Source organism: Sphingomonas carotinifaciens, from assembly GCF_009789535.1.
Lineage (GTDB): Bacteria > Pseudomonadota > Alphaproteobacteria > Sphingomonadales > Sphingomonadaceae > Sphingomonas > Sphingomonas carotinifaciens.
The window spans coordinates 1,166,238-1,178,960 of sequence record NZ_WSUT01000005.1 but is presented as its reverse complement, the minus strand read 5'-3'; the positions used below and the strand labels follow the sequence as shown (position 1 = coordinate 1,178,960).

Below are 12,723 nucleotides of genomic sequence, written 5' to 3'. Positions count from 1 at the left end.
CGGCACGCCCTCGAACGAAGGAAAATTCATGAGCATTACCGGCACCGTCAAGTTCTTCAATGCGGACAAGGGCTATGGCTTCATCGCACCCGACACGGGTGGCGCGGACGCTTTCGTCCATATCTCCGCGGTGGAACGCGCCGGCATGATCACGCTGAACCAGGATCAGCGCGTCGGCTACGAACTGGAACAGGATCGCCGCGGCAAGATGGCGGCAGTCAATCTCCAGCCGATCGACTGATCTTCGAATGGCGGCCCGTCCGGGCCGCCATTTCTCTTTGCCGCAACGGAGATGCCACCATGTCGAACGATGCAGCCTTTTTCCGCCAGCAGGCCACGATCCAGCGCACCGCTGCGGGCGAGGCGACGCTGACCAACGTCCGCGAACAATGCGAACGCGCCGCCGCCTCGTGGGAGGTCATGGCCTCGCGTGCCGAACGTACCGAAAAGCTGCGCGCCGATCGGGAGGCAAAGGTTCAGCACGCCGCGGTGATCGCCGCCGAATGACGCTGGGGCCGGCGTCCATCCCGCTCGTCCTGTTCTTCCCTCTTCTTTTCGCCGGCATCGTCCTGGTCGCGTGGCTGTCGCGCGGCCTGATCTTTCGTCTGTTGCGCTGGCATTACTGGCGCAGCCGCCGGTGAGCGGCCCCGCCTACGACACCATGCGTCGCGGTACCCGGTTCCTCGCCGCTATCGCCGCCGGCACCGCCTTCGGCACGCCCTGGCCGACCGGGCATGGCGGCCGCGTCCGCGCGCTGTATCTCGGCAACTGCCTGCGCGAACTGGACCGCTTCCTCCACGTCCTCATGGACGAGATCGCCGGCGGCGAGCCGATACGCCCGCTGTCGCTCCACCATACCACCGCGAACAAGCTGGGCGGCCACGCCCATGCCCGGTGGGACATGGCGGCCGACCAGGCGCGTCTCAACGCCCTGTGCCGGTCGCGCACCTGCCTGTTCCATCATGACGGCTGGGTACGCCGCCCCGATCTGCCCCGCGGCCGCTGGATGACCGCCGGCTGGCCCGCCCCTGCCTCGACCACGCTGCGCCGCTATGCGGTGGGCGAGCATCTCCATCTGTCGGGCGCCGATCTTGCCGACACCTGCGCCTTCTACCAGCATCTGGCCGATCGCCTCGTCCGCGCCTGAACCGCCGCCGGCATCGCCTGTGCCGAACTGTCCTACACCCGCCCGACCTGCTATGACGCCGGCATGCCCCCGGTGCCATCAGGTCCCGCCCCGATCCGCCATATTGCGATTGCAACAATAGTAAGTGGACACGGACCGGGGGACGTAGTGTCCACTTCCACGCTCTTGGCACCCTCCCCGCGCGCTTTTTGCCCCGCGAATCACCGGCAGGTCCGCGCCGCGCCTTGCCCCTGCCGCCCCCCGAACATATATCGAACGAATGGCGCAGCTCGACACCCGGCAGAAGCTCGAAATCCTTGCCGACGCTGCGAAATATGACGCATCCTGTGCGTCCTCCGGCACCGCCAAGCGGAACAGCCGCGATGGCAAGGGGCTGGGCTCGACCGAGGGCATGGGTATCTGCCACGCCTATGCGCCCGACGGTCGCTGTATCAGCTTGCTCAAGATCCTGCTGACCAACAGCTGCATCTTCGACTGCCATTATTGCATCAACCGCAAATCCTCGAACGTCCGCCGCGCCCGCTTCACCGCGGATGAGGTCGTGAAGCTGACCATCGCCTTCTACAAGCGCAATTATATTGAGGGTCTGTTTCTCTCCTCGGGCATCATCCGCTCGTCCAACTATACCATGGAGCAGATGGTGGAGGTCGCCCGCGCCTTGCGGGAGGACCATCATTTCCGCGGCTATATCCATCTCAAGACGATCCCCGACGCCGATCCGGAGCTCGTCCGCCTCGCCGGCCTGTATGCCGACCGCGTCTCGATCAACGTCGAGCTTCCCACCGCCGGCGGACTGAAGCGTCTCGCCCCGGAGAAGGACGGCGCCCGGATCGAGGGTGCGATGGCCGATGTGAAGTCCTCGATCATCGACACGCGCGATGCGGCCAAGCGCTACAAGTCCGCCCCCCGCTTCGCGCCCGCCGGCCAGTCGACGCAGATGATCGTCGGCGCCGATGCGGCCACCGACCGCGACATCGTCTCGCGCGCCTCGACCCTCTACGACCGTTTCCAGCTTCGCCGCGTCTATTATTCCGCGTTCAGCCCGATCCCCGACGCGTCCGCCGTGCTCCCGCTCCAGCGCCCGCCGCTGATGCGCGAACATCGCCTCTACCAGTCGGACTGGCTGATGCGCTTCTACGAATATCAGCCGCACGAGGTCGTCGCCGCCGCCGACGATGCCACCGGCATGCTACCGCTCGATATCGATCCGAAACTGGCCTGGGCGCTGAAGTTCCGGCAGCATTTTCCCGTCGACGTCAACCGCGCGCCGCGCGAACTCCTGCTCCGCGTGCCCGGCCTGGGGGTGAAGGCGGTGAACGGCATCCTCGCCAGCCGCCGCTGGCGCCGCCTGCGCCTCGACGATGTCGCCCGCCTCACCGTCTCGGTCGCCAAGCTGCGCCCGTTCATCGTCACTGAGGATTGGCGCCCAGTCATCCTGTCCGATCGCGCCGACCTGAAGACGCTGGTCGTCCCCAAGAAGAAGAAGGAGCAACTCGAACTGTTCGCCGCCTGACACGCTCTGGTGTGAGAATGAATCGCGGATGAAACGAGCAAGCCTTTCGCCGGTTGAACCGGCCAAAGGAGACAGCACCGATGGCCACCGCTCAAATCTACGCCGACCTGAAGCGCGACCATGACAAGCAGCGCGACATGCTCAAGCAACTGGCCGAGCTGAAGGGCGATTCGTCCGAGCGCCAGAAGCTGTTCGAGGCTTTCCGGCTGGAGGTGCAAAGCCACGCCGCCGCCGAGGAGGAGTCGCTCTACGCCACCATGCTCGGCGACCCCGAACTGCGCGACGATGCCCGCCATTCAGTCAGCGAGCACAAGGAGGTAGACGACCTGCTCGGCGAGTTGATGGACCTCGATTTCGCCTCCGACGAATGGGAGTCGAAATTCTACCACATGCGTCACCGCTACGAGCATCATATCGATGAGGAGGAGGAAGAGATGTTCCCCGCCGCGGAGAAGGAACTCGACGACGCGACCGAGCAGAAGCTTGGCCAGATCTATGAGGACCGCAAGCCCAAGGAACTGGAAGAAGCCAAGGCGAACCCGCCGGGCGGCGACGAGCGCGAATGATCGACCGGATGACCGTCGGGGCGGCCGGCTGAACGATGCGCGTCGTCACCCTCCCCCAGCCCGATGATTTCGACGGTTGGCGTGACGCCGCGCGCGGCCTCGCCGCAGACGGCGTACCGCCCGACGACATCGTCTGGCAGGTCGGCACCACCCCCACCGACCTGTTCGCGGGTGAGGCCGTGGCGCACGCCGCGCCCTCACCAAACGCCGGCTTCTCGGTGCCCCGCCCGTTCATGGACCTTGCCCGCCGCGCCGCGCTGGCCTCCGATCCCGAGCGCTGGGCGCTGCTCTACACCGCGCTGACCCGGCTGCGTACCCAGCCCAAATTGCTGGAGGATCAGGCCGATCCGCTGGTCCGCCGACTGGAATCGCTCGCCAAGGACGTTCGACGCGACATTCACAAGATGCGCGCATTCGTCCGCTTCCGCGAGGTGGACGAGGACGGCACGCCGCGCTTCGTCGCCTGGTTCGAACCCGACCATCATATCGTCCGCGCCAACGCCGCCTTTTTCGTCAATCGCTTCGCCTCGATGCGCTGGTCGATCCTGACGCCGGAGGTGTCGCTGCACTGGGACGGCGAAACGCTCAGCGAGGGCCCCGCCGCCAGCAAGGCCGACGCCCCCGATGGCGACCCGACCGAGGAGGTGTGGAAGACCTATTATGCCAGCATCTTCAATCCCGCCCGCATGAAGGTCGGCGCGATGTTGAAGGAGATGCCGCGCAAATACTGGAAGAACATGCCGGAAACCGCGCTGGTCCCGCAACTGATCGCCGGCGCACAGGCACGGGAGGCGCGCATGATCGACACCGCACGGCAGGAGGTGGGCGGCAACAGCCAGATGGCGTGGGAGGCGCTGCGCGAGGAAGCCGCCGGCTGCACCCGCTGCCCGCTCTACAAGCCGGCGACGCAGACGGTTTTTGGCGAGGGGCCGGTCGATGCGCCGCTGATGTTCGTCGGCGAACAGCCTGGCGACCAGGAGGATCTGGCCGGCCGCCCCTTTGTCGGCCCGGCCGGCCAATTGTTCGACCGCGCGCTGGCGCAGGCCGGTGTCGACCGCACCCGCGCCTATGTCACCAATGCGGTCAAGCACTTCAAGTTCGAACCCCGCGGCAAGCGCCGCATCCATGCCAAGCCGAACACCGGCGAGATCGACGCATGCCGCTGGTGGATCGAACAGGAACAGATGCTGATTCAGCCCAAGGTTACCGTGGCGCTCGGTGCCACCGCCGCACGTTCGCTATTCGGCCGCACGATGACGATCAGCCGCGAACGCGGCCGCGCCCAGACGCTGGCGGACGGCGGCACGGCGTTCATCACCGTCCACCCCAGCTACCTGCTACGCCTTCCCGACCCGGCCGCGGCAGAAGCGGAATATGCCCGCTTCGTGGAGGACCTGAAACAAGCGCATGCCGCACTGACGGGCTAGGGTCGAATTTGATCGTAGGTGGTCGCCCTCACCCTTCGCCGCTTTCGGCGTTTTTTCCCTCTCCCGCTGCTGGAGGGAGCGGCGCAGCCGAGGAAGGGTGAGAGTGACCGAAGGCGATCGAATTTTTCACTCTAAAATGCCGCGTGTCACTCCATCACCACGACCGCGTTTTCTCCCCACCATCCGTTCGTGCTGAGCGAAGTCGAAGCACAGCCTCGCTCAGCAGGAACCGAGCGGTCTGGAAATGCTCCCTTGTCGCAGACAGCCCTCAGAACGTCGCGGGATCCGGCCCGATCCGCCCATCCTCCCGGTCCAGCCCGTCGATCGCGGCCATATCCTCGGTATCCAGCGTCAGGTCGCTGCTCGCGAAATTGTCGCTCAGATGCTCCGCATCCGCCGCCTTGGGGATCACCGACAGACCGTGCGCCAAATGCCAGGCGATCACCACCTGTGCCGCCGACCGCCCGTGCTTCTCCGCGATCCCGGCGATCACCGGATCCTTGAGCAACGGGCCACCCTGCCCCAGCGGGCTCCAGCTCTGCGTCACGATACCCTTGTCGGCATGATAGTCGCGCAAAGCCCGCTGCTGGAAATTCGGGTGCAGCTCGATCTGGTTGACCGCCGGCGCGACGCCCGTCGCATCGATGATCGCATCCAGATGCTCGGGCAGGAAGTTGGACACGCCGATCGACTTCGCCTTGCCCGCCTCGCGCAGAGCCACCACGGACTTCCACGCCTCGACATGATCGCCCGCCGCGGGCACCGGCCAGTGGATCAGGTAGAGGTCGACCGCCTCGACACCCAGGAGCGCCAGGCTCTCGTCCAGCGCCGCCTCGGCATCGCGGTGCCGGTCGTTCCACAGCTTGGTGGTCAGGAACGCATCGGCGCCCTTGTAACCGTCGCCCACCCCGCGCTCGTTGTTGTAGATCGCGGCGGTGTCGACCAGTCGGTATCCGATATCCAGCCCGCGCCGCACGATGGCGGCGACATGGGCATCGGGAATCTTGAAGGTGCCCATGCCCAGTTGCGGCATGGTGCGGCCGTCGTTCAGCGTCAGATCGGTCATGCCCGGGCCAACCGCCCGCCCCCCGATCGGGTTCCGCCGGCCACGCGGGCGATTGACGCCCGCATCGCGATCGCGCAAGTCCGCACCCCATGGTCGAGCAGATTTTGGGCGCCCTCGCATCCTTTGCGATCTGGGTCATTTCGTCGGGTGGCTATCTGGGCATCATGCTGCTCATGGCGATCGAAAGCGCATGCATTCCGCTGCCGTCCGAGATCATCATGCCCTTTGCCGGCTATCTCGTCTCCACCGGCCGGTTCGACCTCTATCTGGCGGCGACCGCCGGCGCGCTCGGCTGCAATCTCGGCTCGATCGTCGCCTATGAGATCGGCAAGCGGGGCGGCCGCCCCCTGGCGGAGCGCTGGGGTCGCTATCTTCTGATCGGCCCCGGCGAACTCGACGCGGCCGACCGTTTCTTCGCGCGCTGGGGCTCGGCGGCGGTGCTGATCGGCCGCCTGCTGCCCGTCATCCGTACCTTTATCGCCTTTCCCGCCGGCGTCGCGCGCATGAAGCTGGTGCCCTTCCACCTCTACACCTTTATCGGCTCCTGGCCCTTCTGCCTCGCGCTTGCCTATGTCGGGCGCGAGCTGGGCGAGAAGTGGAACAGCGATCCGCGGGTCAAGGCCTTCTTCCACCAGGCCGATCTGCTCATCGGCGTCGTGCTCGTCGCGGCTGTCGCCTTCTACGTCTGGCACCGCATCCGCGGCCTCAAGCGCGCCCGCGCCTGACGCTCCAGCCCAGTGCCGCGACCAGCGGCACCGCCACCACGGCCCATAGCGCCAGCCCTTCCCAGGGCGACCATCCCCACCATTCATTGGGGATGGTGCGCAACTGCCCCGTCACGAACCGTTCCCGCCACACCGCGTCCCGCAGCGCATTGGGCACCGCGGCATAGGCCATGATCTCGGCCGACGCGATCACCAGGTTGATCGCGATCGACAGCGCCAGCACCGCACAGGCCATCATCCGCGCCCAGGTCGATCGCAACGCTGCCCAGAATTGGGCCAGCCCCAGCGCGGCAAGCCCCGCCAGCGGCATGGCATGGCGCGGCCCGGTCGAATTGCCGCCATCCCAATAGACATAGGCGGCATTCACCAGCAGCGCGATCACCACCACACCCGCCGCCATGATGCCGATGTCGCGCGTCCGGCGCCCCTCCACCAGCAGGCACAATCCCGGCACCGCCAGCGCCAGAATCGGCGCCACCCAGATCAGCCCCCGCCGCACGCTGAACAGGATCGCCTTCAGCACGTCCATCCGCGGCATGGTCAGCCCGAACAGCCCCTGCTGCATCCCCTCGAACCCGACCACGCCCGAATATCCGACCCGGAACACGGTGCCGAACGCGAACAGGTTATAGGCCAGCAGCGGCAGCAGCCCGATCATCCCCGCCCCGATCAGCACGCCGACGTTGCGCCCGGCCCGGGGCTCGCCCCGTGCCCGCCAGATCGCCCACAGCGCGATCACGCTGCCGGCCAGCACCGCCTGATATTCGACCACCACCGCCCAGCCGAGCGCCAGTCCCGTGACCGCCAGCCCGCGCGCACCGCCACGCATCCCGCTCCAAGCGGCGATCACGAACAGCGCCGCCACCACCGCATGGCCGAAGATCGTCGTGGACCAGCCCCAGACCGGCGTGCCGAGCGCATAGCCCAGGCTGGTGAACAGCGCCGCCGCCGCCGATCCGCTCACCATCAGCGCCATGTCGAACAACAGGACAGCGGCAATCGCCGTCAGCAACGCGGGCCCGGTCGCCGCCGCGATCCGGGTGCGCAACCGCATGTACCGCTCGAACCCCGGATCATAAACCGCCAGCGTATGATCCGCCGCCCGCTCGCCCGTCACCCGATCGGCGATCCACACCGCGGGCAGCGCCATCAGCGTCATGCCCGGCGCCTTGTCCAGATAGGCGTGGCGCTCGAACACCGCCTTGTCGATCGTCATCGGTGCAAAGGCATCGATCCGCGCGCTGCCGTCCTCCACCATCGCCACGGCGGCGAACAGGCGCGTCGCGTTGTTGGGGTTGAACTCCCATGATCCGAACCAGGCGCAGGAAAACCAGACCAGCAGGAACAGCGCCGCCCGCATTCCCCTCCGCATCAGGGCACACGCGACTCCTGCAGGCGCCGATCGGCGTTCACCGCACGATTTTCGCGAACGCGCTGGTTGAAACAGCCGGTCTGTCCGCCCGCCCCGATCGTGGAGCAACTGCCGATGCTGTTCGTGCCGACGCCCTCGTTCGTCGTACCGGTGGCGCGCACCGCCCAGCTTTCATTCTCGGGCGTGATCTGCAGCTCGCGCAGTTCCTTGGGCACGCGGAACTGTTCCTCGGCACTGCGCCGCACGCACACCACGATCTCGTTGCCGTTATTGTCGGTCGGGCAGCGCTCGTTGCCGAACAGCGTCAGCACGCCGTTGACCGGCGCGTTGCGCGACACCTCGCCCGGCCCCGTCACCGGCTTCGGCTTGGTCGCACCGGGCAGCGCCACGCCCTGCACCGCCTGCGTCGCCGCCGCGGGTCCGGCGACCAGCACCAGCGCCATCAGCCATGCCTTGGTCATCACCACCCTCTCCCTCAGATCCGCTTCGCCGCGGCGATCGCCGCCTTGCAGCCCAGCCGGATGAACCCATACAACACCGGATAGCCGAACGTCTCCTCCGCGCCGGATGCCAGCGCATGGTCGCGATGTTCCAGCTCCTCGGCCTGGAAATCGGCGATCGCCTCGGACAGTTCCGGATCGCTGTCCGCCAGCTGGTCGAGCTGCGCCTGGTAATGCTTGTCGATCTCGGTCTCGACCGCGGCGGTACACGCCATCGCCGCATTCGGCCCGATCGCCGCGGTCACCGCGCCCAGCGCGAAGCCGGCCACGTCCCAAAAGGGCTGGAGTATCGTCGGCCGCACCCGCCGTTCGACGATCATCCGGTCGAAAAAGGCGCGGTGCCGCTCCTCCTGCTCCGCCATATGGTGGATCGCCCGCGACGAGGGGTGCCGGTCGCCCAGCACCGCCAGCTGCCCCGCATAGATGCGGGTGGCGCCATATTCGCCGGCCTGATCGACCCGGATCATCGCCCGCGTCGTTTCGCGCCGGTCGCCCGGCATCCATCCCAAAGCGCTCATCGTGCCTTCCTCATCAGCACCAAGATGGTGGCCGCGCCCCCCAACGAGAAGAGGGCGTTGAACCCGGCCAGCGAGATGCCGGCCAACGTCCACTGCGCCACGTCGCAGCGGATGACGGGCGCGCGCATGATCGCATCCAGCCGTTCGGCCGCGCTCATGCCCCCCATCTGCACCGTGGAGGTGCAGGCGGTGAAGCCCTGCCACCAACCATATTCCACCCCGGCATGCGCCACCCCGATCGCACCGGACACCGCGATCAGCAGCGCCGCCAGGATGATCAGCGACCCGCGAATGCTGCGCTGGGGCACGAAGAACGCCGCAAAGGCCGGCACCAGTGCCGCATAATGCGGCCAGCGTTGCCAGTGGCACATCTCGCACGGGTACAGCCCGCCGATCAGTTGCGACGCCCATGCCCCCGCCAGCAGTGCCGCCGGCAGCAGGAACGCGATCCGGTTCGCCTGCCGTTCGCCCGCCGTCACCCGCCGCGCCATCACTTCACCGGCGGCTTGGTCGCCGCGGCGACCTGCGTCGCCCCGCCCAGCCGCGCGATCGTCTTGAGCGCATAATAAAGCTGGAAGTCCTCGATCCCCTGCTTCTTCAGGCTGTCGGGCGTCGCGGCGAAGCGCGGATCGGTCTTGGTATCCTCTTCCAGTATCTTGTCGTCGGCCTTCACCTCGTTGATCAGGTGGCGGCGCAGGTCGGCCTCCCGGAACACGGGGCGTGACTTGTAATCGGGATCGGAAATCTGCGGCACCGCCAGGTCGGGTTCGATCCCGCCCTCCTGCACCGAACGGCCGGACGGCGTGTAGTAGCGCGCCGTGGTCAGGCGCAGCGCCGTTTCCGGCCCCAGTGGCAGCAGCGTCTGCACCGATCCCTTGCCGAACGTCCGCTCGCCCATCACGATCGCGCGGTGATGATCCTGAAGCGCGCCCGCCACGATTTCGGAGGCGGAGGCCGTGCCCGAATTGGTCAGCACGATCACCGGCAGGCCATGGGCGTCATCGCCGGCCTTGGCATAATAACGCTCGATATCGCTCTTCTCGCGGCCGCGCTGCGACACGATCTCGCCACGCTCCAGAAACGCGTCGGACACCGCGATCGCCTGGGTCAGCAGGCCGCCGCCATTGTCGCGCAGATCGACGACGTAGCCGAGCGGGCGATGCCCCAGCGACTTGTCGATCGCCATGATCGCCGCGCGCGTATCCGCCCCGGTGTTCTCGGAGAAAGTGTTGATGTTGATGTAACCGACATCGCCGCGCACTTCCCACTTCACCGGACGCTGCACGATCACCTCGCGCACCAGCGTCACCTCCAGCGGCTTGTCGCGCCCCGGCCGCACCAGCGTCAGTGCGATCTTGGTCCCCGGCTTGCCGCGCATCACGCCGATCGCCTCGTCCAGCGACTGGCCATAGATCAGCTTGCCGTCGATATGCGTGATATAGTCGCCGGACTTGATGCCCGCCCGCCCCGCCGGCGTATCCTCCTGCGGCGCGATCACCTTGACCGCGCCATCCTCCATCGAAACGGTCAGGCCCAGTCCGCCGTAATTGCCCTCGGTCTGGATCTTCAGATTGTCGAAATCCAGCGCATCGACATAGCTGGAATGCGGGTCGAGCGCCGCCAGCATCCCCTGAATCGCACCCTTTATCAGCGTCTTGTCATCGACCTTGTCGACATAGTCGGCCTTGACGCGGTTATACACCTCCAGGAACTGGTCGAACTCGCGATAGGTACCGCTGTCGACGGCGGCCATCGCGGCGGTGGCGAGCGGCACCATGGCAAGCGTGCCGACGATCGCAGTGGCAGTAAGCAACGGACGGGGCATCGAGGGTCCTGAGCCTTGGAGGAATATGCCACATTAGCGGCAACCGCGCCGCCGATCAAAGCGATAGCGCGGCTGAACAGAGGCTGGCTGGCGGCAGGAGGTGCAACCGTTTGGATAATGGCGGCCCATCCCGTGGACAGATCGCCCCGACAGCGCGATATCTTTGCCGGAGAAGATGGGCCACGGCGGCCATCACGGGGATGGCAGATTGCGCGACATGCTGACCATCTGGACCTTGGACTGGGTTCCCAATGGGCCCCGCGGGTTCGTGCGTGATCTTCGGCTGCGATGGGCGGCCGAAGAGGCAGGACTGGCCTACACGGTCGCCACCGTCCCGTTCGACGGGCGCCAGAGCGGTTTCCGACCGATCTAGAGCAAGCTGCGTGAAATCCGATTCACCCCGCTCCGTTCGTGCTGAGCCCTTCGACTGGCTGGCAAACCAGCCGCTCAGGATAAACTTCAGCGCTAAGCTGAAGTCGAAGCACAGTCTTAGCGCTTGGCCTTCGACTTCGGCACCACGCGCCGAAATTTATCCTGAGCTTGTCGAAGGGCTCAGGCCGATCGGATGGATACGGATGTGTGATGCAGATCCAACGCGCAATTTACTCGACCGTGATGATTTTACCTTGACCCGTTCGTGCCGAGTAGAGATCGAGTAGCTCCGCAGGAGCGTATCGAGAGCTCGTATCGAGGTACCGCCGCGCGAGCCAACCTGTCTCTCGATACACCGTCTCGATACGCGGCTCTGCCGCTACTCGACGGCTACTCGAGACGAACGGATGATAATCAAACCTCACGTCATCCGGCTCAAGCACTGACGACCTTGTCTGTACGTCGAGTTCGCGCGTGATCGATTATTGAAGACCGCGACACGTCCCCATCACGCCCGCGTTGCACTCTCACCCCAACAACGCCGCGATATCCACCGGCTGCCCCCGCCGCCGCAACTCCACCGACACACGCGGCGTCTCGTCCCCACCGGCACGGCCAAGCGGCGTTCCCGCCGTCACGCGCATACCCGGCCGTACCGCCAGCGCGCCCAATCCGGTGACCAGGCTCGTCCACCCCCCACCGTGATCCAGGATCACGATATCGCCATAGCCGCGGTAGCGCCGGGCATAGCGCACCAGGCCGTCCGCCGGCGCCATCACCGTCGCCCGTGGCTCCGTGACCAGGGTCAGTCCGCGTGCCCGCACCCCAGCGGGGGATAGCTCGCCAAACCCGCTGACCAGCCGCGCGTCGCGCACCGGCAATCGGTAGGTTCCGGGCTCCGGCACCGATCCCGTCACCCCCGGCGCCAATGGTCGCGCCAGGGGCACGGGCAGCGCGGCAAGATCGCTCGCCGTGGTTTGGGCCGCGCCATCCTGCGCCATGCGGTCGACCAGGTCGCGGGCCGCCTCGCCCATCGCCAGCGCGCGGTCCGCCTCGCCGATCGCGGTCTGGCCGATCGCCTCCGCCCGCGCGCGGTGACCGGCGGCGGTGTCGGCCAGTTCGCGGCGCGCGCCCTCCAGCTTGCGGCGCCCGGCGACCAGCGCCTGTGCCGCCACTTCGGCACGCGCACGCATCACCCGCGCCGCGGCGATGCCGCGCCGCACGGCCTCGGTCCGGGTGCGGATCGCCGGCAGGGTGCTGGCCAGTACCGCGCGGCCATGCACCAGATCGCTGACCGATCCCGGTTGCACCAGCGTCGCCGCCATCGGCCGCACCGCCAGCCCCTGCATCGCCGCCAACAGGCGCGCGACCGGCGTCTGCGCATCCGCCAGCCGGGCCTCGCGCGCTTCGCGCAGACGGTCGATCAACGCGACCCTCGCCTCGGCCGCGCGCACATCCGCCGCCGCCGCCTCGACCCGTGCCGCCATCGCACGCTCGCGCACCTCGGCCCGCTCGGCCACGCCGCGCACCCGCGCCGCATCCGCCATCAACTGCACCGCCCGGTCCTGCGCCACCACCGCCGCCCGCTTCGCCGCCGCCAGCCGCCGCGCCTGCTCCGCCGCATCGGGCACCCGCGCCGCACCGCTCCCCGCCAGGATCAGCGCCAGCGAGAAACCGAATGCGACCCGCATG

At 67.2% G+C, this 12,723-nt stretch carries 15 protein-coding genes; 8 read left to right on the top strand and 7 right to left on the bottom strand.

Annotated features, from left to right (window positions below):
• Nucleotides 1-28: 28 nt before the first annotated feature.
• The 7 genes from GQR91_RS07550 to GQR91_RS07520 all read left to right on the top strand — a co-directional run bounded on the left by GQR91_RS07550 (nucleotide 29) and on the right by GQR91_RS07520 (nucleotide 4,653).
• Nucleotides 29-241 carry a cold-shock protein gene (locus GQR91_RS07550; protein ID WP_112381980.1) on the top strand — a complete coding sequence of 71 codons (213 nt, stop codon included), beginning with the start codon at nucleotides 29-31 and terminating at the stop codon, nucleotides 239-241.
• A gap of 59 nt (nucleotides 242-300) precedes the next feature.
• The gene (locus tag GQR91_RS07545) at nucleotides 301-507 is read left to right on the top strand and encodes a hypothetical protein (RefSeq protein WP_149682227.1); all 207 of its coding nucleotides are present in this window, start codon (nucleotides 301-303) and stop codon (nucleotides 505-507) included.
• Complete coding sequence (locus GQR91_RS07540) at nucleotides 504-641, top strand: hypothetical protein (RefSeq protein WP_160146758.1); 138 nt, start codon at nucleotides 504-506, stop codon at nucleotides 639-641. Before GQR91_RS07545 ends, GQR91_RS07540 begins: the two co-directional genes overlap by 4 nt.
• Complete coding sequence (locus tag GQR91_RS07535) at nucleotides 638-1,147, top strand: hypothetical protein (protein ID WP_149682228.1); 510 nt, start codon at nucleotides 638-640, stop codon at nucleotides 1,145-1,147. Before GQR91_RS07540 ends, GQR91_RS07535 begins: the two co-directional genes overlap by 4 nt.
• Before the next feature lie 259 nt (nucleotides 1,148-1,406).
• Nucleotides 1,407-2,660, top strand: coding sequence for a putative DNA modification/repair radical SAM protein (locus tag GQR91_RS07530; protein WP_149682229.1), 1,254 nt, complete (start codon nucleotides 1,407-1,409; stop codon nucleotides 2,658-2,660).
• An 80-nt stretch (nucleotides 2,661-2,740) separates the two neighbouring features.
• Complete coding sequence (locus GQR91_RS07525; RefSeq protein ID WP_149682230.1) at nucleotides 2,741-3,226, top strand: hemerythrin domain-containing protein; 486 nt, start codon at nucleotides 2,741-2,743, stop codon at nucleotides 3,224-3,226.
• A gap of 35 nt (nucleotides 3,227-3,261) precedes the next feature.
• On the top strand, nucleotides 3,262-4,653 hold the full coding sequence (locus GQR91_RS07520) for a UdgX family uracil-DNA binding protein (protein WP_149682231.1): 1,392 nt from the start codon (nucleotides 3,262-3,264) through the stop codon (nucleotides 4,651-4,653).
• Nucleotides 4,654-4,921: 268 nt separating this feature from the next.
• Here GQR91_RS07520 and GQR91_RS07515 read toward each other — a convergent pair whose 3' ends face one another.
• Nucleotides 4,922-5,719: an aldo/keto reductase gene (locus tag GQR91_RS07515; protein ID WP_149682232.1), complete on the bottom strand. Its 798-nt coding sequence runs from the start codon at nucleotides 5,717-5,719 to the stop codon at nucleotides 4,922-4,924.
• 89 nt (nucleotides 5,720-5,808) lie between these two features.
• Here GQR91_RS07515 and GQR91_RS07510 point away from each other — a divergent pair, with 89 nt between their 5' ends.
• The gene (locus GQR91_RS07510; RefSeq protein ID WP_112381973.1) at nucleotides 5,809-6,444 is read left to right on the top strand and encodes a DedA family protein; all 636 of its coding nucleotides are present in this window, start codon (nucleotides 5,809-5,811) and stop codon (nucleotides 6,442-6,444) included.
• Here GQR91_RS07510 and GQR91_RS07505 read toward each other — a convergent pair.
• The 6 genes from GQR91_RS07505 to GQR91_RS07480 all read right to left on the bottom strand — a co-directional run bounded on the left by GQR91_RS07505 (nucleotide 6,425) and on the right by GQR91_RS07480 (nucleotide 12,722).
• A complete protein-coding gene (locus GQR91_RS07505) occupies nucleotides 6,425-7,816 on the bottom strand; it encodes a hypothetical protein (protein ID WP_149682233.1) in 1,392 nt (463 codons plus the stop codon). The two genes, GQR91_RS07510 and GQR91_RS07505, sit on opposite strands and share 20 nt — an antisense overlap.
• Nucleotides 7,816-8,277 (bottom strand): hypothetical protein, encoded by a 462-nt coding sequence (locus GQR91_RS07500; RefSeq protein ID WP_112381971.1) that lies wholly within the window; start codon nucleotides 8,275-8,277, stop codon nucleotides 7,816-7,818. Before GQR91_RS07500 ends, GQR91_RS07505 begins: the two co-directional genes overlap by 1 nt.
• A 14-nt stretch (nucleotides 8,278-8,291) precedes the next feature.
• Nucleotides 8,292-8,834, bottom strand: a complete 543-nt coding sequence (locus GQR91_RS07495) for a demethoxyubiquinone hydroxylase family protein (protein WP_235903999.1) — start codon at nucleotides 8,832-8,834, stop codon at nucleotides 8,292-8,294.
• Complete coding sequence (locus tag GQR91_RS07490) at nucleotides 8,831-9,325, bottom strand: disulfide bond formation protein B (RefSeq protein ID WP_149682377.1); 495 nt, start codon at nucleotides 9,323-9,325, stop codon at nucleotides 8,831-8,833. The genes GQR91_RS07495 and GQR91_RS07490 overlap by 4 nt, the downstream gene beginning before the upstream one ends.
• Complete coding sequence (locus GQR91_RS07485; protein ID WP_112381969.1) at nucleotides 9,325-10,659, bottom strand: S41 family peptidase; 1,335 nt, start codon at nucleotides 10,657-10,659, stop codon at nucleotides 9,325-9,327. The genes GQR91_RS07490 and GQR91_RS07485 overlap by 1 nt, the downstream gene beginning before the upstream one ends.
• An 899-nt stretch (nucleotides 10,660-11,558) precedes the next feature.
• Nucleotides 11,559-12,722: a murein hydrolase activator EnvC family protein gene (locus GQR91_RS07480; RefSeq protein WP_149682234.1), complete on the bottom strand. Its 1,164-nt coding sequence runs from the start codon at nucleotides 12,720-12,722 to the stop codon at nucleotides 11,559-11,561.
• Between the last annotated feature and the right edge of the window lies 1 nt (nucleotide 12,723).

Coding starts and splice junctions, on each gene's coding strand:
- GQR91_RS07550 (WP_112381980.1), top strand. CDS start 29: ATGAGCATTACCGGCACCGTCAAGTTCTTCAATGCGGACAAGGGCTAT.
- GQR91_RS07545 (WP_149682227.1), top strand. CDS start 301: ATGTCGAACGATGCAGCCTTTTTCCGCCAGCAGGCCACGATCCAGCGC.
- GQR91_RS07540 (WP_160146758.1), top strand. CDS start 504: ATGACGCTGGGGCCGGCGTCCATCCCGCTCGTCCTGTTCTTCCCTCTT.
- GQR91_RS07530 (WP_149682229.1), top strand. CDS start 1,407: ATGGCGCAGCTCGACACCCGGCAGAAGCTCGAAATCCTTGCCGACGCT.
- GQR91_RS07525 (WP_149682230.1), top strand. CDS start 2,741: ATGGCCACCGCTCAAATCTACGCCGACCTGAAGCGCGACCATGACAAG.
- GQR91_RS07520 (WP_149682231.1), top strand. CDS start 3,262: ATGCGCGTCGTCACCCTCCCCCAGCCCGATGATTTCGACGGTTGGCGT.
- GQR91_RS07515 (WP_149682232.1), bottom strand. CDS start 5,719: ATGACCGATCTGACGCTGAACGACGGCCGCACCATGCCGCAACTGGGC.
- GQR91_RS07510 (WP_112381973.1), top strand. CDS start 5,809: ATGGTCGAGCAGATTTTGGGCGCCCTCGCATCCTTTGCGATCTGGGTC.
- GQR91_RS07505 (WP_149682233.1), bottom strand. CDS start 7,816: ATGCGGAGGGGAATGCGGGCGGCGCTGTTCCTGCTGGTCTGGTTTTCC.
- GQR91_RS07500 (WP_112381971.1), bottom strand. CDS start 8,277: ATGACCAAGGCATGGCTGATGGCGCTGGTGCTGGTCGCCGGACCCGCG.
- GQR91_RS07495 (WP_235903999.1), bottom strand. CDS start 8,834: ATGAGCGCTTTGGGATGGATGCCGGGCGACCGGCGCGAAACGACGCGG.
- GQR91_RS07490 (WP_149682377.1), bottom strand. CDS start 9,325: ATGGCGCGGCGGGTGACGGCGGGCGAACGGCAGGCGAACCGGATCGCG.
- GQR91_RS07485 (WP_112381969.1), bottom strand. CDS start 10,659: ATGCCCCGTCCGTTGCTTACTGCCACTGCGATCGTCGGCACGCTTGCC.
- GQR91_RS07480 (WP_149682234.1), bottom strand. CDS start 12,722: ATGCGGGTCGCATTCGGTTTCTCGCTGGCGCTGATCCTGGCGGGGAGC.